This is a genomic window from Nitrospira sp. Ecomares 2.1 (assembly GCF_965152585.1).
The window spans coordinates 3,529,104-3,549,553 of sequence record NZ_OZ224219.1 but is presented as its reverse complement, the minus strand read 5'-3'; the positions used below and the strand labels follow the sequence as shown (position 1 = coordinate 3,549,553).

At 50.8% G+C, this 20,450-nt stretch carries 14 protein-coding genes and 1 pseudogene; 2 read left to right on the top strand and 13 right to left on the bottom strand.

What is annotated here, in order from left to right:
- Window positions 1-40 precede the first annotated feature (40 nt).
- The 8 genes and pseudogenes from ACWHYD_RS15675 to ACWHYD_RS15640 form a co-directional block, all read right to left on the bottom strand.
- Window positions 41-344, bottom strand: a pseudogene (locus ACWHYD_RS15675) (plasmid stabilization protein).
- Window positions 345-460: 116 nt separating this feature from the next.
- Window positions 461-1,069, bottom strand: a complete 609-nt coding sequence (locus ACWHYD_RS15670; RefSeq protein ID WP_447962962.1) for a hypothetical protein — start codon at window positions 1,067-1,069, stop codon at window positions 461-463.
- Between the two features lie 89 nt (window positions 1,070-1,158).
- Window positions 1,159-2,178 (bottom strand): YihY/virulence factor BrkB family protein, encoded by a 1,020-nt coding sequence (locus ACWHYD_RS15665; RefSeq protein ID WP_447962961.1) that lies wholly within the window; start codon window positions 2,176-2,178, stop codon window positions 1,159-1,161.
- Between the two features lie 101 nt (window positions 2,179-2,279).
- Window positions 2,280-3,161, bottom strand: a complete 882-nt coding sequence (locus tag ACWHYD_RS15660; RefSeq protein WP_447962960.1) for a DUF3618 domain-containing protein — start codon at window positions 3,159-3,161, stop codon at window positions 2,280-2,282.
- The gene (locus tag ACWHYD_RS15655; RefSeq protein WP_447962959.1) at window positions 3,137-3,529 is read right to left on the bottom strand and encodes a phage holin family protein; all 393 of its coding nucleotides are present in this window, start codon (window positions 3,527-3,529) and stop codon (window positions 3,137-3,139) included. Before ACWHYD_RS15655 ends, ACWHYD_RS15660 begins: the two co-directional genes overlap by 25 nt.
- A gap of 46 nt (window positions 3,530-3,575) precedes the next feature.
- Complete coding sequence (locus ACWHYD_RS15650; RefSeq protein ID WP_447962958.1) at window positions 3,576-4,091, bottom strand: hypothetical protein; 516 nt, start codon at window positions 4,089-4,091, stop codon at window positions 3,576-3,578.
- Between the two features lie 316 nt (window positions 4,092-4,407).
- Entirely contained in the window at window positions 4,408-5,556 is a 1,149-nt protein-coding gene (locus tag ACWHYD_RS15645) for a baeRF7 domain-containing protein (RefSeq protein ID WP_447962957.1), read from the bottom strand.
- 183 nt (window positions 5,557-5,739) lie between these two features.
- Window positions 5,740-9,717, bottom strand: coding sequence for an AsmA family protein (locus ACWHYD_RS15640; RefSeq protein WP_447962956.1), 3,978 nt, complete (start codon window positions 9,715-9,717; stop codon window positions 5,740-5,742).
- Between the two features lie 232 nt (window positions 9,718-9,949).
- On the opposite strand from ACWHYD_RS15640, the gene ACWHYD_RS15635 reads away from it, so the two are divergent.
- Window positions 9,950-10,315, top strand: a complete 366-nt coding sequence (locus ACWHYD_RS15635) for a BON domain-containing protein (protein WP_447962955.1) — start codon at window positions 9,950-9,952, stop codon at window positions 10,313-10,315.
- Between the two features lie 773 nt (window positions 10,316-11,088).
- Here the strand turns inward: ACWHYD_RS15635 and ACWHYD_RS15630 are convergent.
- The 4 genes from ACWHYD_RS15630 to katE form a co-directional block, all read right to left on the bottom strand.
- Window positions 11,089-11,943 (bottom strand): hypothetical protein, encoded by an 855-nt coding sequence (locus ACWHYD_RS15630; protein WP_447962954.1) that lies wholly within the window; start codon window positions 11,941-11,943, stop codon window positions 11,089-11,091.
- A 214-nt stretch (window positions 11,944-12,157) separates the two neighbouring features.
- Entirely contained in the window at window positions 12,158-12,742 is a 585-nt protein-coding gene (locus ACWHYD_RS15625; RefSeq protein ID WP_447962953.1) for a hypothetical protein, read from the bottom strand.
- Window positions 12,743-13,368: 626 nt separating this feature from the next.
- Complete coding sequence (locus ACWHYD_RS15620) at window positions 13,369-15,111, bottom strand: HAD hydrolase family protein (RefSeq protein ID WP_447962952.1); 1,743 nt, start codon at window positions 15,109-15,111, stop codon at window positions 13,369-13,371.
- Window positions 15,112-15,472: 361 nt separating this feature from the next.
- Window positions 15,473-17,602 (bottom strand): catalase, encoded by a 2,130-nt coding sequence (gene katE / locus ACWHYD_RS15615; RefSeq protein ID WP_447962951.1) that lies wholly within the window; start codon window positions 17,600-17,602, stop codon window positions 15,473-15,475.
- Window positions 17,603-17,875: 273 nt separating this feature from the next.
- Here katE and ACWHYD_RS15610 point away from each other — a divergent pair, with 273 nt between their 5' ends.
- Window positions 17,876-18,439: a redoxin domain-containing protein gene (locus tag ACWHYD_RS15610; RefSeq protein ID WP_447965886.1), complete on the top strand. Its 564-nt coding sequence runs from the start codon at window positions 17,876-17,878 to the stop codon at window positions 18,437-18,439.
- Window positions 18,440-18,568: 129 nt separating this feature from the next.
- On the opposite strand, the gene ACWHYD_RS15605 is transcribed toward ACWHYD_RS15610, so the two are convergent.
- Window positions 18,569-20,212 (bottom strand): FG-GAP repeat domain-containing protein, encoded by a 1,644-nt coding sequence (locus ACWHYD_RS15605; RefSeq protein WP_447962950.1) that lies wholly within the window; start codon window positions 20,210-20,212, stop codon window positions 18,569-18,571.
- Between the last annotated feature and the right edge of the window lie 238 nt (window positions 20,213-20,450).

Sequence of the window (20,450 nt, the reverse complement as noted above, 5' to 3'; positions counted from 1 at the left end):
AATTCATGCGCTTGCGTGAAGGGGACCTCTCCGATGCCGTTCATTTTTTCTTTCGGGCACGCGTCTCAGCGGCCTTCCTGGCAGAGGCGGTTTTGGCGGATGCCGATCGCGAGGCTGAGGCTTTACCGCCTTTTTCCCCGCCTTTTTTAGCCGGAGTTGTATTCTCCTTTTCCCCGACCGGATCCGCCTGGTTTCTTCCCTCCACCGGTCATTTTGTTCACGGTAGCCCATGCACGGCGTTCCGCTTCGTCCTCCGGTACGCCTCGCTTTTCATATCCTTCTTCAATTTTTTCTGCCTGACGTTTTTGCTTTCCGGTGTATTTGGATTTGTCTCCTCGTGGCATGAGACCCTCCTTGTTTTTGGCAGAGCCAGGGATTTCGTCAATGGTGCCACAGAAACCGAATATCCGGACGGGGATCTCCTTCAGGAAATCCCCGTCTGGAAGGTGCGCCGATCAGGTTATTGTATGGGTTCAGCCGAGATGACGTGAAATTCTTTTTTCTGTGTCACCAACGCTTCAACTTTATCGCCCTTCTTCAATTCGCCTGATTGTTCGGCAGATTGGTCCAGCCGCAGACGGATTTCTTTGCCGGAATTATCCCGGACGTAATACACATTTCCATCAACTTCGGAAATTTCTCCTTGAATAGTTCTTGTGAATTGTTCCTGTGAGGATGATGATTGAGAAGAAGATTGCGCTTGCATGGATCCTCCGCCTTGTTGTGCGGAAGCTGCAGTGGAATCCCCATCCTTCTTGACGGAAACCACATCATACGTTTCTTCCCCCTGGGGGATCTTGGCTTGAATTTTGTCACCTTCTTTGGGCTGTTTCCCTTGAAATGCCTTCTCACCTAGGTGAAGCCGGATTGTCTCGCCTTTATCATTTTTGATGGTAAACACGTCGCCTTCGACTTTTTCCACCGTGCCTTTCACCGTTGCCATCTGATTCTGTTGTTGACTGGTTTGGTCCGATGGTTGTTGCATCTGATCGCTGGCAGCATGAAGGGTGGCGACGAAACCCAGGGTAAGGACAAACGTCGGAGCGGCAAATTTCCATATAGGATTCATAACACGACCTCCTTGTGTGTGAGAAAAATGAACTGAAGTGAACTGTCAAGGTAAAGCGAAAGGCAAATACGCACAACTGTCAAAAACCCTCATTGACCCAAACGTGCTGAGGAACGTGGCGAAGAAGGGTGGGTTTCAGCTGTCCGACCCAGTGTATCTGCCGAGTAGGCTTGGCGTTGGCCCATCGGTTCGGGTTCACCCTCCGTCGTGTCAGCCCGCGTCTGTCGTTCCATTTCCGAATTAATTTCGGCTCCGACCATGACGATGAATGCGGTTAACCAGAACCACATCAGCAGAATGACTGCCGCGCCGAGTGACCCGTACGTCTGGTTGTAACTACTGTAATCATTCGCATAGATAGCAAAGGCCGACGATCCCACTATCCACATCAATGTGGCGATTCCGGCTCCCCATGACACCCACTGCCATCTCGGGTAATTCCGGCAGGGCGCATACCGGTACAGGATGGCCAATCCCCCCATGACGATCATGGCCAGGAGCGGCCAACGAATGAGAGAGAGGGCCGTTTGCATTTTCGGGCCGAATCCCAGCGCGTCCAATACCGCCGGCAACAGGGTAATGAGAAAGAGAGTCAGAATGACAAAAATTAGACCTCCAACCGTTAATCCTAATGCCAGCGCGGTAACTTTGATGAAACTCCGTTCTTCTTCTTCATTGTAGGCAATGTTCAAGGACGTGATCATTGCAGCCATGCCTTTGGACGCACTCCAAATTGCAAAGAGCAACCCCCCGATCGCTCCAAAACTTAAGGCCGATTCCCCGCTGGTTGAAATAGTTGTCAGCTGCTCTTGGATCAGAGTTTGGGTGTCATGCGGGAGAAAGGAACTAAGAGAAGTAATCTGTTGCTGGATATCAGAGGCTTCGGTAAACAGTCCATACAGCGAGACAATGGCGGCCAGCGCCGGAAAGAGCGCGAGGACGGCATAAAACGCCACTCCTGCGGCGACAATCGAAACGTTATCCTGTGAGATCTGATCCTTCAGGCGCAGGAGGATGTCCCACCATCCCGCATTGGGGATTTGACTGGGCTGGGTAGCATTCCGGCCTCTCGTGCCGGACTTCTGTTCAGCTGTGTTGTCTTGGGACATAATATGGCCTCGTGGTGTAACGATTTGGTCCGAGAGGAAAAATTTTAAAACTGTTTATTTGGCGCACCGGCTTATGCAACTCTTTATGCGGTGCTCCTCCTTCAATTCATGCCGACCTGTTCTTTGATGGTCTCTGCCGCAACCCGCTGCGCCTCAGCAGCGGCTTCTTTGGCCTTCGGCATGATCTCCCTGGCAGTTGCTTTCGCTTCCTCCAACAACCGGTCGCGTGTTTCCCCCATCCATTGATCTTCCTTTTCAGACCGAGGCAGGGAAAGGCCGATAGCTGTCCCCATGGCTAAAGTTACGGCTCCGATGGTCAGAGGGTTCTCCTGCATATAGCGGAACAATTCATGCTTCATACGTTCGCCCCCCTCGCGTGTGCGCTCTCGGATTTCATCTGACCGGTGCGATGCCTTTTCTTTCCAATCTTCCAATGATTCTTGTGCCTGGTCTGTCCATTCTGAAATCTGTTCCCGTGCCTGTTGCCCCGAGGTCTGTGCTCTTGCCTTAATGGCGTCCAGGGGGGATCTTCCCCGCCGGGATCGTTGTCGGGGAATCCGCCCGGCTTCGCTTTCGGGAGCATAATCCGGCCACTCTTCATAGGGATCAAGGGAGTACTCATCGCTATACCGGTCCCTTCTAAATCTGCCTCTGCCTGATGAGGAAGTGCCGGCCTGCTTCATCATCCATAGGAGACCCACGCCAATAAGGGCGGCAGGTAAGGGATTGTTCAGGACCCGTTCCATCAGGATGGATTGCCATTGGTTCACCTTCACACGGGCATTTTCTTTTACCGTTTCGACTTTATCCATGGCTGCGGTTTTGACCTGTTCCTTGATGGTTTCCGGGGACAGACGTTCTTGAAGTGTATGAACCGTCCCATCCAGTTCCGCCCTCGTAACTCGAATTTGTTCGCGAAGCCGAGCAGGATCTTCAATCTTTTTCGATTCCAGTGCATTTAATTGAGTACGTTGGTCGTCCACTGTTTGGTCTCCTTTAAACTGTCTATGGTTTTTTGCGGAGCAGGATCCATGGTTTTCAGATCGCTGATTCCTTTGTGAATCAATGCGTAGCCGATCCCCACAACGGTTAGTCCAACAATCAGCGCCGAAGCCCAGGCGGGTATGATTAATGCCAGGGCGAGAGTGGCCGCACCTAAAAGAACCAGTAATCCTGCATAGGCCAGCGCTCCACCTACTGCAATAAATCCCACATTTTTTCCTGCCTGTTTGGCCTTTTGGGACATTTCCAGCTTTAAGAGCTGCAGTTCCTGCTGAATGAGGATTTTTGTTTCGTTCACCAGGTCACGGAAGAGATCACTTAGTGGTCGTTCTTCCTGATATACACTCATAACACCCTCCTTCTACGTTCACATTAATATGAAAAAGGATTTCCCGTCACATGGTTGGCGCGGCTGGCGTCCTTGTCGCCGTAGGTTCTTCCCTCCGGTACGATTCCTGCCGTCCATAGGATGATGATTCATCTATCCTTCGATCTCTGGAACTCTTTAAAAATCTTCCGGCTACAAGCCCCAGCATAAAGGCCCCCCCTAAAAACGCTTCCGGATGGCGGCGGGCAAACATTTCAGTCTCGTTCAGCAATTCCCCGACATCACGGGAATCGAAATACTGCACCATGCGATCCATTTGTTCAGCCGCCCGATCCGCATATTGGGCGACGCTATCCTTATGCTGATCCCGCAGAGTTTGACTCGTTTGACGCACGGCTTCGACCAGCCCGCTGAGTTCTCCAACTCCCTTCTGTTTCTGTGTCTCCAGCGTGCTCTTAACTTTCCCTTGTGCCTGGTTCGCCAATTCGGAACCCTGCGCGCGAACCTGCTCTCCTACCTCACTCGCTTTTTCCTGAACTTGTTTCCCGATCTCTTGTGCTTTTTCCCTCATGTCATTTGCCATTACGGTCTCCTTCCCATAAAAAGAAAATTCCCTCGAATGATAAATTCCAACTGGCATCTCCAGCCGTGCTGACTACTTATAAACAAAAGGGAGGATGTCGTGAACTGTCAACAACCCTTAATTTCCGCGAAATATCGAGGGCACCCATGCCAGGGTATTTCGGCTGGATCGGGGTACGCCTCCAGCACCCCCGGCGGAGGATTGGGAAGACTCCTGCGGACTCTGCGGGAATACGGCCACAGGGCGGAGGTTACAGCGTACTCATCTGGTTTGTTGTATTTCAGAATGCAAAATTGAAGGAAGGAAAACGGCGGAATTAATAACGAAACATGGCTGCCAAGGACGTGCGGCCTGGCATCTTTTCCTGGGGGAGGGCATAAACCGTGCCTTTTTTAAGTAACGTTTGCACCACCGCAAAGTCCAAGATTTCCAGTGATTCGGCGGACTTTGTCGGGTCCGTTTCCACATGGTTATGCATGACGTCGATGCGCCCCCATTGTTGGATGTTCCGGGCGACGAATAGTGTATCGATTTTTCCCTCGTGGGCTGCTAAAGCCACGGTTTTGAGATCATGGGACGCTTTGTTCGTACCCAATAACTCTTCACACTTGATCTTGGCCTCTTCTATGCCGTGATCGGCATTCGCTTTTACGACCGGCCAGACCTGCCGGTGCAATTCATGAAGGTTTTTTTCATCAGCATTGCCCGTGACCCCATCTTCTTTAATATGAGGGTAAGTATTGACGTCTTTGTAAATCGGAATCAAATATTCCACGCCCGTAAGATATAACGGTGCCTGCGCATCGTGAATGAACTCGTGAAGTCCTTTTGCCACCTGTTGGAAAAATTGGGAAATGCGGGATTTTGCTTCGTCATCCCCACCGCCCTGTCCATGAAACATGGCGGCCCGCTGGTCGCCGGCAATGGGAGCTTTGGTATGCCATTGCATCGATTGCTCGCCGGCTGCCGTTTGATTGGCTTCCTCCATACTGAGGGGAATGTTTGGTATGCACAATTCCTGCAAACCATCCTGTGAGCCCTGGAAGAACCGGATATGGTTCTGACTGAGCGCGAGAAGATAAAACGTTCCTCCATACATGAAAACGGGCAGGATGGGTTTCAGATAAAACCGGGATTCCACCATCGTGAGTTCGGGAAGACTGAGAGGCAGACGAAAAGCACGGTGAAAATCCTTCGCCACGTATATGGCCAGTCCCTCATCCTGATGTCGCCAGAATTGCTCATCCTCCAGGAGTTTCAAGAGAGGATCCAACCAGGTTCGAGCGTCGGCGCTCCTGATGCCCTGTTCCCTCAATTGCTGTTCAGTCTCTTTGAGAAGGTTTTTCAGGCGTATCGGGTCCTGTCGTGTTTCCGGTCCTGCAGGATGGGTCGGCATAAACAGGGACACGCATGGACTTTCCTTCTGGTCAAGAAGATCCTGCAGATCGTGTGTCGTGATTGACATGTTCACCCTTTCGATGGTCCAGATGGAGAGCTGCACTATGTACGAATCAACGTAACACATAAAATGTGAGCAGAAACCTGTTAATTTCCCTGAAGCCTTACCTGACGCTTAGGTGTATGGGGAGTGGGGGAATTTCACACTTTACCTGCAGGTGTTGCAGGAGATAACTACCTGGAGAGAAAATCAGTTGTTGTCTGCCAGTTGTTCCTTTCTGGCGGTCCGAAGCGCGTCCACCATGCCCGTACAGCGGGCGCTATCGTCAGCCATTCCAAACTCAGGAGAGGGAAAAGAAGGTTCGACTGAAAATTCAGGATTTGAAAATGTGCCCATGACGTGCAAGGGGCCGCGTGAACTCAGGATGGTGAAATCCTGGGGATAGGGCTCTATGGTCAGATTCATCTTTTCCTGACGAAGATCGATCGATCCGTGACCTTTGAATTTGGTGTCTTTGGTATCCAGTAAGAATGGGTGGATGGTCACAATACCACTGCGGGCCTGCATGTCGGTGTAGGCGCATTCTATCTTGACACGCGTATCCGTGCTCAGGAATACCGCCGCTGATTCGGTGAAGTCTAATCCGGCCAATTCCACCAACAAAGCATCGATTTTCCCTCCGGTCATCGTTAGGTAAAGACCCCCGTCGGCCGAGGCGAACCAATTCGCCAGGGATTCTCCTTGCATCCAAAGTGTGGCACGTCCTCCGATATCGCCAAAAGAATCATTCGCCACCTCGAAGCGGGCAAGCAATTGACTTAAATTGATGTGATCGAAATGACTATGAAGCTTGCCTTGTGCTGGTGATTCATGGGCATTGACCTCAAGTTGCATGGCTACTGTCCCCCTGGCCACGCCAAAATCCAGGCGATCCATCTGCATGTGTCCGTCCTGAATAACCACATTCAGTGAAAAATCATTCAGAGGGAGATCGGGTGCCTTGACTCCTTTGGCGCGATATTCTACATCCGCGTCTAATTTACGGAGTTGGGTGAAGTCGATAGGTTTGTTCGGCAAGAGGGTTTTCCGCTTTTCGGCTGCCTCAGCGTGAGCTTCCTGTTCCGGCGAAGCTGACTCGTCCGGATCCGGAGGTGCGCCGATGAGGCCGGCCAGGTCATCGAGGTCGAGTGTTCGTGTCTCCAATCGCGCAAATATCATCGGACGCTCCCCGCCGGTCGTCACACGTAATGTTCCTGCAATGTCACTGTCGCCGATGGTGCCGTCCAGGTCACTCAAGTGAAAACTCTGTTGGCCCTCAGCCTCTTGCTCGCGATGAACTCGTGCGCTTAATCGGTAGGGGGGAAGGTGCGGAAGAGGAATGCCGATAGCTTCGCCCAGACGAGCGGGATCAGGACCTTTCATCCCGACTGTCCCCTTAAATTTCGCTACCGGAAACAACTCACCAACATTGCCTTCAAGCGTAAGGGTGGTTTCTTGTGTCGTAAAAGTCGCATCTACCGGCATTGCGCCATAGTCTTGCAAGGCCTGGTGTATGGAACCTGTCGTAATGGCCACCTCTACCGGGTTTTCTCGATATTCAACCGTGCCCGTGACTTGAATTCCGGATGCGACGCTATCTGCCATGAGGCGCAAATCCGTCTTTGCCTGTAACGCTGGATCGTCGTAACGCAGACGCATTTCATCGATGCGCAATCGATCGAGTAAGGCGTCGGTATTGAGAGGATGTTTCGCGGTCTGACGGGCCGCGGGAAGACTCAGAGCGAGACGGCCATTGACCTGACCCAATTCTCCGGACTCGCGGCCCAGGGTCTGCATAGCCTTGTTGAGATCAACTTCCCGGATGTCGGTCTGAAGATGACCTGACCATGATGGGTTTCCGAGGTCCAGTTGTGCGGTTGTTTTGATGACGCCACCGCCAAGGTGAATGTTCAGGGGCGAAATGCGAAGGAGTCCATTGTCGAGAGTTGTTCGAACCGTCACATCCTTGAGTGTCGTGCCGGGCAATACCAGGTGTTCGACCTGTAGGCCGAGTATGCCCTGGAGATTGTTCAGCCAGGGTGGGAGAAGCCTCTCCGGCGAATGGCGTTGGACGGTATCCTGCTCCGAAGATTCAGGAACTGATGTCACGGCTTGTGCCGTCGGGGTGTCCTTCCCGTTTTCCGGCATCAGCGATGCAACATTCAGGGTATTCGACTGCAGTTCCCCCTTAAAGCTCAATTCGTCAGCCAAATCGATGGTGGCTTGTCCGGAGATGTCGCTCTCACCGATGATGGCGGAAAATTTTTGGAGATTCCAGAGGTGTGTCCGTCTGGAGAGTGATCCGTTGAGGGCCAATCGGTCTAAGGCAGGAAGTTCAACATCGAATATGGCGGCAAGGGTATCCGGAGACTCACTGCTCATGGAGAAGCCAAGGTCTAGCCAGATGGGCGGCCACACAGGTTCGACCATGGCAGAAAGCGAAGCCGTGGTGTCTGCCAGTTTGATGTCGGCCGACAGATGTTTCCGGGATTGACTATCAGGAGGGAGATTAGCAAACGTTTTCATTGCAGGAGCCGTCATGGTCATGTCAATGTGTTCGTTTCGATACAGACCTTTACCTTTGACGATCAATCTCTCCGGGCTATTTTCGCCGATCTGCATCTGGACGTGCGTGTTTAAGAAGGGATCATCATACCGGATATCAACATTCTCGATATCGAGCGTGCTCCATTCAACGGAATGAATAGAATCTGGCCGGCCGGAGGATTCCCGTAAATCCTTCCCCTGATCCGATCCACGAATCGTGTGAATATTCATGGCCAATTCCACTCCGACGGTTCCGGGAAATCCTTCTCTGGGATTCGTCCCGGATTCGGGGATGACTTCGTCGGCTCTCCCATCAGTCGGTTTCAGGTTTTCAGCTTGCAAGGACAGGCGACTTTCCGCCGTCCTTCCTTTCACTGAAACCTGTGTCCCGATCGTGAGATGGGTCCCGGACACGTCTCCGGATAATGATTCGATTGTGAGCATGTCATCTTGCAGGCGCATGACGATGTTGACATGGTGAACGGGCATTTCACCGGTGGCAATCACATCGGCACGGTAGGTGAGGCCGGCCTCCCAGCCGGCATGGGCGATCACATCCAGAAGATTCCCTGCCTTGACCGCTAAGGGATCGCTATCTTGTTGTTGAGGCATAAATCCCTGCAGTTGGGCCACATCCAGCCGTGACGAATGGAGATCTCCTTCTATGCGAATAGGATCGGCTTCGGATATCACTCGAATCGTTCCCGCAAGATCGCTGTTTGCGACAATCGCTTTCATGGGATCAATCGACCAGATGTCATCCGCCAGGGCAAGAGCCCCGGTCAGTTGGTATCCGGGCAGGGCAGGGAGTTCAATGGCTAATAACTCATTCCATCGTGAAAGATTTTGTCCTTCCAATTGGAAATCCAGATTTGCCGTTTCGGGTGTGAGCAACGCATCAACAGTCCCTTCAATGGCGAGATTGGTTTCGACGGTGCTAACCTTAAATCCTACCTGGATGGGATTTTCCGGTGACTGTGGCTGCGGCGATTCCGTTCCTGCGGACAGTCCGATTGTCACTGGCTCTCCACCGACATGTCCTCCACCTTCAGCAATAAGACGCTCTTGGTCCGTAGGTGATTTCCCCTTGGTGCCAAAGATCGCAAGGGCAAGAAAAATATCATGTTGCGGATCCAGATAGGTGAGGCGCCCGCCGTTGACTGTCACAGATTCAATACGAGGCAGATTGAGAGCCGGGTCCTCTTCGCCAGACTCTTTAGTGGGTTGGTTACTGTGGGAGGAATTTCCCTCATCCGCTATTGACCAATTGGTTGTTCCCCGACCAGATCGCTCGAGATGGACTACTGGCGCCGTCGCCTGCACGTCAGGAATGACCAGGTCACCCTTCAAGAGCGGGAGAATGTCGATCCCCACCTCTAACCGATTAACGGATGCGAGGGAGGGATCTGATGCCCATGATGGGTTCGCGATTGATAGATTCTCGACTCGTAATCGGGAGATTCGGCCGAAGTCCAAGGCAAATGCGCCAATCGTGACTTGGCGACCAGCAATTTCCGTTGCCTTGGATTCAGCCAAATGGAGAAACCATTGAGAGTTCAGCGCGGCAATACCCACGGCCACCAGGATGACAAGGATGAAAGCCAGGCCAACAATCGAGAGAAGAATTCTACGAATCCACATAGACTATTTTTCCGCTCACTTCACAGGATGTCACCAGTATTCCTTTCGGAATAGGTTGTGAAGTAAAGTAAGATTCTGAGAGCTCAGGGCAGCAAAAGTTATGATGGGATCCCGTGTATCACCGTTTATCCATATCTGGAAACTCGCGTGATCTCATCCCCTGGTCTGAAAATGCATGATCGTGGATGGCTCGAAGCCCCGAAAAATCTTATAGCCGTTGAAAAGGTTCAATATGATAAACCGCTCTTCCATGTATCCACTTATGGACCGGTCACGAAAACCTTCCTGCCGAAATTTATGGTGTCCTATCGCGTTTGTGTGTGTGCTGTTCATCACATTTAATGCGGCCGGATGCGGCACTCATCTCGGTGCAGACGCAGAGGTTTCCGACCGGAATGAGCAGATGGCCGCTGAGGTTAAACTGGCGCTGGTTCAAGAAGCCGGTTTGAACGCCGCTCCTATTGATGTCAAAGTCCAAAATGGCGTAGTGACTTTGGGGGGATTCGTTGAAAAAGAGTCGCACCGGCAGGCGGCAGAGAGAGCCGCCGGTCGTGTTGGAGGGGTCCAATCGGTCATAAATCATCTTCAAGTTAAATGACATCACTTGTTGGAGAAGGTATGGAATTTTTTGTTCTAATTACCCATGTGCCCTCTTAACTTCTATGAATAAACGCCTCCTTGCCGATTTGCATTTCATCGGCCTGGGTGATTGTCTGGATCCATGATCACAGATCCCGGGACGTGGTGAACGAGAACAGACGCCATTACCAAAAAAATTCGAAGGAAAAGTGCCAACGCCTATTCGCTTCCGGATGCCTCGGCGGAAATGACGTGATATTCTTTTTCCGTCGTCACCAATACCTCAATGGTACCTCCCTTTAGAATATCCCCTTGGTTGTCCGTTGATCGAAGCGAAGCCGGACTTCTTTCCCTGAGGGGTCTGGGACGTAATAGACATTTCCCGCATTATTTTTTACTTCACAGCGAACTGTTTTCGTGAATGTCCCGTCCTGTTGAGAGGTTTGACCCTGTGATGTAGTAGGTTGTTCCGAATGCATTCCCCCCGATTGTGATTGAGAGTGCATGAAGATTGGCCTGCCTTTTTTGTAGAAATGAGGGTATAGGTTTCGTCCCCTTTCTTAATTTTGGCTTTGGGGTGCACCTCGAGGTTAATTTAAATTGGTTTGAGGGCCTCATCACATCCGTTGAAATTCAAAAATTAGTTAAAGGCTTTGAGCCTTTCCGTGCCGAACACTGACTTTCTTCACTCAAAAATGTTCCGTCGCCTTACCTCTCCAAACGCCTTAAGGAGCTATTGTGAAAAGGGACGGAAAATCGGCTTTCATTCTCTAAGCATTACCCTGCGGGTAATTATTTCTCGCTTTGAGGGAGATGGGCAATATCGACGATTTTATCATCACTATCTACCAATACTGTGATCATATTCTCTTGTAAATAGTCCCAGACAGGTAACGTGAGAGATTCCTTGTCTTTTGTTTGAATAGTCAATGAAAGGTTCTTCGGCTCGTTCTGTACCACTCCTTGAATATGGCGGTACACATTATAGGCGGTGGAACGCGCCCAATCGTCTTCGGCAATCACGTCATTAGTCAACGTCGCACTCGCAATTTTATTTGTTTCATCGATGAGAAAAAGTCCATCTGTATCCAATGGAATAGCCGCGACCTCACTTCTGGCCAGGGGGCGTACCGGAAACGATTGTTCTTTGCCCTCTCCGGTTTTAATCACCGCATGGTCCTGTCCGACCTTCAGCGGTTGCGCAAGTCTGCCTTTGATGACTCTGTGGTAACTCTGGCCTTTCTCTTTCGAGAGGTGATAATCGACAACGTGATTCCTGGCGTTTACCACAATGTTCAACTTATCGCCCTGCTTCAGCGTGAATCCTTTTTCTTTCGCTCGTTCAAGGGAGAGATATCTAGGACTTATTTCTCCGGAATCCCCGGAATTGACTTTAGCTTGATCCGCTGCCACTCCTTCCACAACGCCGGTAATCATACGATGGCTCGGAAGTAACGTATTCAGTTTTTCCTGGGCGCCTTCCTGGTTTTGATTGTCGTTGGACTGCTTGTTTGCCTGACTGTTATTCGTCTGAACGGGATTCTGTTCACCGGCGCAAACGGGTGCGACGCACACAGCAAATGACAAACATGAAAACAAGAGCAGACTTGGTTTCCATCCGGAGTGGTCTTTCATGGGATGTTGCATCGTTGACCCTTTCGATCATTTTGCGGCCGGTTGCCGGGCCCCATGCAAAATGATTATGCAGAAGTCCGAAAACCAGCCACACAAAAAACTTTTAAGCTCAAGATCCAGGAGAATTCTATTTGGCTCATAAATCCCCGCAACGTTCTGCAAGGTCATTTAATGAGAACTGAATGTATGGCTCCGTATAATATTCCGTCCCTGGCGGCGGAGATTTTTATTGTCTGGGTGTTATCGGAAGACGATCAACGGCATCGAGTGTTCGATCCACAGCATCCAGAGTACGATCAACCGCCTCGAACCCAGAACCGCCGGAGCGCATGGCCCGATCACGCTCTTTTCGAATAGTGGCTGTCTCCTGTTGGAGGGCATCGCGCTCCTTCAGGTACTTGTCTCTCTCCTGGATAAGGCTGGCGACTTCTTGGTCGTGACTCTGCTCACCTGTCTGAGCACTACGACTTTGTCCTTGAATAGATTTTGTGCCCGAGGGGGTATTCTGGCTCTTACTGGCTTGGAGGGCCTGGTCGCGTGTCTCTTTGGCCGTGTCTCGATCCTTTTGAGCTTGATCACGGCTCTTCTTAGCTTGATCCCGCTCAATTTTTAGCTGGTCGCTCCATTGCACGTCAGTGCCAGAACTAGGGGTTGACTGTACCTCCGGCAACGAGCCTTCTGACCCCATTGCCGAAGAAGTCGAACCCATACCCTCATCGGCCATGGCGGTTCCTGGCAGAAGCATCATGCCTGAAACCAGCAGGAGACTGGAAAATATCTGAACCGAAAATTTTGACGCGAAATTGTTCATGATAGCAACCTCTTCATTAAGGTGATGAATTTGTCTCGCCCTTTGGTCTGGGATTTTAAGGTCGAATATTGTAAAAACTCGGCATTTTGATCGATAGGGGTGAAAAGAGGGAGTTTACTCATAAAAGTTCGAGTAACCTTTCATTTCTTTCTTTAATTGAAAATGGGGCGAAGCTCTGATTAAAGGTATAGCTTCGTCCCCGATTTCAAATTTTCGTTCAGACGACTAAGGCGAATCGGCTTACCATGCTAATGACCTCCAACAATTGGAAGATCACCACAAATACTCCAAGCACTGTTTGTAATACTTTCATGATTCTTGCCCCCCTGTTGAATGCGATGGCTTCACGAAAAAAATATAAATAACTTTCATGACACTAAGGGTATTATGAAGAAAATGAAGGAGACGGCTAACTAGTAAAAACCCCTGAACAGGCGATATTTACCCCTAACGTTGAAATCCCTATTCAGTCAGGGGAAGAACTCCTTCCTGTACCGCTCAGAACATTCAGAGCCACAGGCTGGCGGGAGGGTTTGTCGCTATTAATGAGAATACGTGAGTGATGAATTTGTGCGAGGTGAATGACTTCCAGCCGTGGCACATTGTGTTTTGAGGGAAATAGAGTACTAAGTAGATAAGGGGGAAGGAGGAGGTGGGGAGGAAGTATGTGGAGAGAGGACATACCGGGATTCAATGGCGGATTTGATATGAGCCAGACTTTGCCCATGTTCTAGCGATTCAGTGGATTCTATTTCCCGAATCTCGGCGGCCAGCGTTTTATCTTTAATGCAATCCTGAGCCCAGGAAGAATAATCATGCCGCTTCAAATGATACATCCACGTTTCAGGATCCAGTCCTTCTGCCAGTTGAAGAAAGAGCATCAGATTTTGAGCTCGAAGGTTCAGTTTTCTTTCCGGACCTTGAAAGTAAAAGCTGCGATCAGGGCCTAATTCTCCTTCCGCGTACTTTCGACGATGGCGCCTCCGCTCGCCCCTATTGGGGTGTATCCGGAATCGAACCGGCAGAGTCCCAGCGGACCGTTTCCAGAATATCGCCTCCCCCGGTTGGAGAGGATGGTCCTCGAAGGAAGGCAGGGATTCCCCCACCGAATTGGTGAAAGCCTCCAATCGCTCGCCTGGAGATTTGCCAATCACCACGACACAATCAATAGCGGCAAGGGCCTCGGCAGCCATTTGATCGGGATGCACCGTGATCATCAGCAGGGTATGTGGTGATGGGGTGGGGAAAGGCGTATCCCATTCTGCCGGCATCAGATGATGGGTCTCATCCAGTACAATCCAATGGGGGCGCCCGGTTCGTGCTCTGAAGTCCTGAAGATCCTTAAAGATGTTTTGAAAAAAAGAAGGACGTTCCTGTATCGGCAGACCCACCAGATTGATGACGAGGTTCGTATCCGGATTTTCCAGAATATTGATGACTTCCTTTGTGTTGGGGATGTGATTCATGTCACCCAGGACCACAGCCTGTTCTAACGATTCATAATCGCCTTCAGGATCGATAATGCAGCATTGATAATGCTTATCTGTGAGACGCTCAATGATGCCGGTTGAGAGCGTGGATTTTCCGCTTCCCGATGAACCGACCAGGAGGAGGTTCGGACCATACGGACTGATCTGGACTTCCTGCTCCGTCTCTGTGGATCCCAGCACCACGTAATGTCGGTGTAGGGACGGGTCAATTGATTGTAAGTCGTCAGCCAGAAGTTGCCGGATAAACTCCACTACTCCGTCTCCGTGCTCTCCTTCAGTCACGATATCGGCGCGGTCTTTGATGGCCGGGAGGGCATTGCCGACTGCTGCGGAGCATTCCACCATTCCTAGAAAGGGCAGGTCATTCTCGGCATCGCCAATTCCGGCGACATTGTGTGGTGATAGGCCCATTTTGCGTAGCGCTTTTTCCAGGCCGGTCGCTTTACTGAATCCGGCGGGAAGCATCATGACGGCTTCTTTGTTGAATATCAGTTGGATATCCAGTCCGAGATCACGGACCACTTCCAATACGACAGTTTCATGCGGCCGGACGGTGGAGACGATATTTCGTCCGACTGAAATGGGAATGCCCCGGGAACGAAGCCGCATGATGAAATCTTCAGACGGCATATCCGCCAGTGTGATCGTTTCTTTGGAAGAAGGTTTGTACAACAAAAGCCCATTCTCCGCGACAATCCAATCAAATAAATAAGGGTGAGGAAATACATTCAGTAGATCATCCAGTTCCCGGCCTGTGACCAGAAGAAGCTTTCGATTAGTGGTTAGGAGTTTTTCAAGACTTCGAATGGTCGATTCGTGAACGCGCCCATGAAGGGCAAGAGTGCCGTCATAATCGGTAGCCAGCGCTAAATATCTCATGGAATTGTCTCTGGTAAAAATTAAATAACTTTTTGGTAAACTATTCCGTGCAGTTGATTAGACAAATAAATTGTTGCACGAACCTGGTCGACATTTGTTTGGCATTGTGTCTCAATTTTCTGCAGCCAAACGGGAGTGCGCCTAAAATATTCCCCTTCACTTCTCCTCACGATTATTTTGGATGGCGCTTGTTGTGAGGTCATAATCCATTCTCTTGTATCGATCCGGAGATAGAACGACCTCTCATCTGAATCTTCTCTTTTTCTTCAAATCATCGTGAACCGTTATTGTGGGGGAAGTGCCGAGGAACGCCTTCCCCCATAGACTCCGTTGGGTTTTCATAAATCCGGGTTCTGACCTGTTATGAAGCAACGGCGCGATCCCAGAAACGAAGCTTTCGGCACGTTTCAAGAAATTGACTTGATCCCTTCCCCTTATCAAGGGCAATGAAACCAGCGTCTTGACTCTCCTGCACTCCGGCCTTCTGAAACAGAGGAGTAACGGCTTCCACGTAACCAATAAACTTCATGTGAGCAAAGGCATCTGCCACAAAATCTCTGGCGGCAGGAACCTTGGCCAAGGCCAGCGCTCCTTCTTCGGAAGGTAAAAGTGCCACTGCGTCATACAGCACCGAGGGCCCACCATCAATTTTTTGGGCCGCTTCAATCCACGTTCCGTCGCTGGCTTCTACTCCCCCCACGCCGGGGGCCACAATCTCCATCATCGCCCCTTCCGACTTGACGGCGGCTTTGAGTGATTTAAATATTTTTATATCGACTCCGTCGGTGATGAGCACTCCAAGCTTTCGCCCTTTGAAGGTATTGGGGCTATTAAGGAGAATGCTGAGTGCGGGTGATTGTTCAAGATCCTCTCGTGTGGGTTTTGCAGCATCCGCAGGTTTAGGCATGTCCTTCAGGCGCAGACCCTTGGCCACTTGTTTAGCCAAATCCTGGTGAATATTCAGCAGATGAGAAACCATACGAGTCCGGATTTCAGGATGTTCCACTTTGCTTAATTCAAAGACTAAGGCATTCGCGATGTGGGTTTGTTCGATTTCGGTCTGGCTGATATAAAATTGTCGGGCCTGGCTGTAATGATCGGCAAAAGTTTCGGACCGAACCCGTACTTTTGGCCCTTCCTCATCGGCAGGGTATGAGGTAAATCCCTTCTCCGGGGATTCTCGGGGACCTCCCGCTTCCCCGGGCCAGGAATTTGGTTCATAGTTGGCACGGCCATTCGGATTCTGCATGGCCATATGGCCGTCCTGTTGAAAATGACTGAACGGACATTTGGGAGCGTTGATGGGGATGTGAGTGAAATTCGGACTGCCAAGCCGTTTGAGCTGCGTGTCGAGGTAGGAAAAGTTCCGCCCTTGTAATAAGGGATCATTTGAAAAATCGATGCCCGGCACAATGTTTTGCGTACAAAAGGCGACCTGTTCGGTCTCAGCAAAGAAATTGTCCACACAGCGATCCAGAACGAGCCGGCCCACGCGTCGAATTGGTAGGATTTCTTCCGGAATGAGTTTGGTCGCATCGAGCACATCAAAATTGAATTGTTGAGCAAAATCATCATCAAAAAGCTGAAGGCCCAGTTCCCATTCCGGATAATCACCCTGCTGTATGGCACTCCATAGGTCCCGGCGATGGAAGTCCGGGTCGGCTCCATTAATTTTTACGGCTTCGTTCCACACCACGGATTGCATCCCCAATTTGGGTTTCCAGTGAAATTTCACGAACGTCGATTTTCCCTGACCATTGATCAGCCGGAATGTGTGAACGCCAAACCCTTCCATGAAACGAAACGATCGGGGGATAGCCCTGTCGGACATGGTCCACATGATCATATGCATACTTTCGGGGGTCAGAGAGATAAAGTCCCAGAAGTTATCATGCGCGGTTTGTGCCTGTGGAAAGCCACGATCTGGTTCCGCTTTGGCTGCGTGAACGAGGTCTGGAAATTTCATGGCGTCCTGAATAAAGAAGACGGGCATATTGTTGCCGACAAGATCCCAATTCCCCTCTTTAGTATACAGCTTTACGGCAAATCCCCTGACGTCTCTTGCCAAATCGAAGGAGCCCTTATTGCCGGCTACGGTAGAAAAGCGGACGAATGCCGGAGTTTTATCACGTGCTCGTTGAAAGAGGTCGGCTCTGGTGACATCTGCCAGGGATTCGTAGTTTTCAAAATACCCATGAGCTCCGAACCCGCGGGCATGCACAACCCGTTCTGGGATCCGTTCATGGTCAAAATGAAACATCTTCTCCCGAAAGTGAAAGTCTTCCAATGCGCTTGGACCCCGCGCTCCGATTTTCAGCGAGTTTTGATCATCCGCGACGGGTATACCTTGTTGAGTCGTTAAAACCGGATTGGTTTTTCCACTTGTCTGATGGACCTCCCCTCCTGTACCGATCTCGACAGTTTGGTCTGCGTATTTCGCAGTTTTACGGGTGGAAGTAGGAGAAGATTGAGTGGGTTGCTTTTTGGCCATGCGAATAGCTCCTTTTTATTGATGATTTTGTAATGAATAGTAAACATATGATCAACATATGACGCTAACCTACCTATCATATAGGACCAATTGAAGAGGCTATACTGTAAGAAACCCTGGCGAAAATTTTCGGAAAGTTTTTTGCATTCCGGGGATTAGATTTGTTTAAGTAACTTGAAAATTGGAGTTCAGATACCCACGCCCGAATATCTGCTCTGCAACCCTTGTGTTAAACATTTCAACCCGTTTCCCTAAAGGAGGTCGAAAAGCATGATGATGCAAATTGGACAGACGATCACGGATGGCACATACCAGGCTTTCCACAAAGAACAAATCCGTTCACTGACCTTGTCGGAATGTCAGGGAAAGTGGCTGGTACTGGTGTTTTATCCGGGAGATTTCACGTTTATTTGTCCAACCGAATTGCAAGAACTAGGAGAGTTGTATCCGGAATTCCAAAAACTCGGGGCTGAGGTTCTTAGCGTTAGCACCGATTCGGTCTTTGTGCATAAGGCCTGGCACGATACCTCGCCTGCCATAAAAAATATTCAGTTTCCCATGGTAGCTGATACGACGGGCCGGCTTAGTCGGGAGTTCGGAACCTATTTGGAGGATGAAGGGGTATCGTTGCGCGGGAGCTTTCTTATAGATCCGGATGGTGTGCTAAAAGTTGGAGAAATACACGATAATAGCATTGGACGGAATGGTCGGGAGCTCTTACGAAAACTCCAGGCTGCCGTCCATGTTAGAGAAGGAAAAGGCGAAGTATGCCCCGCCAGCTGGTCCCCCGGCGATAAGACCTTGAAGCCAGGGTTGGATCTGGTTGGGAAAATTTAATTTAAAGACCATGGTCGATCAACCCTTTCATCCGGAGTAGGGATCTGCGTCATCCAGCCAGGTGACTCTCGCTTGTGAAAGAAACGAGAGTCACCTATAGCAGGCCCTTTATTCGGCAGGTGTATCAAGCTAAGGTTGAATTTCCCAAGCCGTCGACGCCGTGCCGGGGAAGCCCACGGAAGTCCTGGTCACCCCGTTCATCAACCACACCGCCACCGCGCCGCTCGAGGTATTGCGCCAGATAATATCCGCGTTGCCATCGGCATCCGTGTCGCCTACTTGTCTCAACTGCCAGACCGGGCTCACCGCACCTAAGGAGCCGGTAGAAGAGGGTGTTGCGGTCCCATTCAGCAACCAGACCGCCGCGTTGCCATTCGTGTTTCTAAAGACCAGGTCGGCCTTGCCGTCCCCATTTAGATCACCGACTCCCTGGATGGTCCACGCTGTCGACGCCGTGCCGGGAAAGCCCACAGAGGTTCGGGTCACCCCATTCATCAACCACACCGCCACCGCGCCGTTCGTGGTGTTGCGCCAAATGATATCCGCATTGCCGTCGGCATCGGTATCACCCACCCCTGAAATCTGATAGTCGGAGCTCACCACACCTAAGGATCCGGTAGAAGAGGGCGTTGCGGTCCCATTCAGCAACCAGACCGCCACGTTGCCATTCGTGTGTCTAAAGACCAGGTCTACCTTGCCGTCCCCATTTAGATCACCGACTCCCTGAATAGACCATGCGTTCGACGCCGTGCCGGGAAAGCCCGCCGAAATCCGGGTTCCTCCGTTCATCAACCACACCGCCACCGCGCCCGTCGTGGTATTGCGCCAGATGATATCTGCGTTGCCATCGGCATCGGTATCGCCTACTCCCTCTACCTCCCATTCGGCACTTATCCCTCCGAGAGAGACGATGGACAGGGGCGCTGCTGCCCCATTCAACAGCCACACTGCAGCATTACCATTCGTATTCCTAAAAACAAGGTCAGCTTTGCCATCTCCATTCAAATCCTGTCCACCTGAACCTGATGACTCAATCAGCCGAACCGCGCTGCCATACTTTCCCTTATATTGCTCACCTACGCTTCCATCAAAACTGATAGTCAGCACCACCGTCCCATCGCTACCGGGATCAATGCCACTAAACTGGGCCACATAGCCATTATCGTTGTCCGCTGGCAATCTTGTAGAAGCACTTGTCGGCCCCGTAAACAGCACACCCCCAGGATACGTTCCCGTATTAGGATTATCAGTCGCAACGGAACTCGTATTCCTAAAGGCGTCCTGCCCGGAAAGAGTTACCAGGGAAGCTCGATCCCACTCGTTATTGTTTCGATGAGCATAGAAGGTCAGATTATACGTTTTGCCAGGGTTTAGCCCGCTAAATGTCAACACAAGGGAATTATTCACATCATCGATATAGGTAAGCACGCCCTTCCCGTTGACCTTTCCATCAAAGATCGCAAAGGCATCACCGGTAGTCGGGTCTGCCCCTTGCAGATCATTGGCCCCGGCAACAAATTGACCGCCGGCCACGGTCATGGTCACGTCCGTATCCAGGCCGGTAGCAAAATCTTTCAGTAGGCCGGTGGCAGGAAGGCCAGAGCCCCCATTCGGAGAAGTGAACTTCGTGATATTCGTTTCCAGTTGCCCAGTCCCCCAAGCCAGATCATTATAGGCGGTAAAACCAGCTGCCGGAGCCATAGAGGTCGTCCCCATGGTCAAGACCACCGCCGCTAGGCCCACTATCCACCCGCTAGTCCGAGACGTATTCATTTTCATAAATCCCCCTTTCTTTTTCCGCCTTGAGTTAAACCACATTTGGGATGAGCGCTGTCCATTTCACGATACCTCCTTTAAAAGTTTACGGGGAACATGGTTGAGGGGGGATTAGCAAAGAGCGAGCCTGCAGCCTGTCTTGAGCTCATGTGGATGCGCCACTTGCGCGACTGGCCGGTGGTCTTCCAGGAGAGAGAGAAGAAATAGGCGGGTGGAAAATTTCCTCTATCCCTCA

Bases quoted from the DNA above. Each gene is read 5' to 3' on its own strand.
- ACWHYD_RS15670 (WP_447962962.1), bottom strand. From the start codon at position 1,069: ATGAATCCTATATGGAAATTTGCCGCTCCGACGTTTGTCCTTACCCTG.
- ACWHYD_RS15665 (WP_447962961.1), bottom strand. From the start codon at position 2,178: ATGTCCCAAGACAACACAGCTGAACAGAAGTCCGGCACGAGAGGCCGG.
- ACWHYD_RS15655 (WP_447962959.1), bottom strand. From the start codon at position 3,529: ATGAGTGTATATCAGGAAGAACGACCACTAAGTGATCTCTTCCGTGAC.
- ACWHYD_RS15650 (WP_447962958.1), bottom strand. From the start codon at position 4,091: ATGGCAAATGACATGAGGGAAAAAGCACAAGAGATCGGGAAACAAGTT.
- ACWHYD_RS15645 (WP_447962957.1), bottom strand. From the start codon at position 5,556: ATGTCAATCACGACACACGATCTGCAGGATCTTCTTGACCAGAAGGAA.
- ACWHYD_RS15640 (WP_447962956.1), bottom strand. From the start codon at position 9,717: ATGTGGATTCGTAGAATTCTTCTCTCGATTGTTGGCCTGGCTTTCATC.
- ACWHYD_RS15635 (WP_447962955.1), top strand. From the start codon at position 9,950: ATGATAAACCGCTCTTCCATGTATCCACTTATGGACCGGTCACGAAAA.
- ACWHYD_RS15630 (WP_447962954.1), bottom strand. From the start codon at position 11,943: ATGCAACATCCCATGAAAGACCACTCCGGATGGAAACCAAGTCTGCTC.
- ACWHYD_RS15625 (WP_447962953.1), bottom strand. From the start codon at position 12,742: ATGAACAATTTCGCGTCAAAATTTTCGGTTCAGATATTTTCCAGTCTC.
- ACWHYD_RS15620 (WP_447962952.1), bottom strand. From the start codon at position 15,111: ATGAGATATTTAGCGCTGGCTACCGATTATGACGGCACTCTTGCCCTT.
- katE (WP_447962951.1), bottom strand. From the start codon at position 17,602: ATGGCCAAAAAGCAACCCACTCAATCTTCTCCTACTTCCACCCGTAAA.
- ACWHYD_RS15610 (WP_447965886.1), top strand. From the start codon at position 17,876: ATGATGCAAATTGGACAGACGATCACGGATGGCACATACCAGGCTTTC.
- ACWHYD_RS15605 (WP_447962950.1), bottom strand. From the start codon at position 20,212: ATGAATACGTCTCGGACTAGCGGGTGGATAGTGGGCCTAGCGGCGGTG.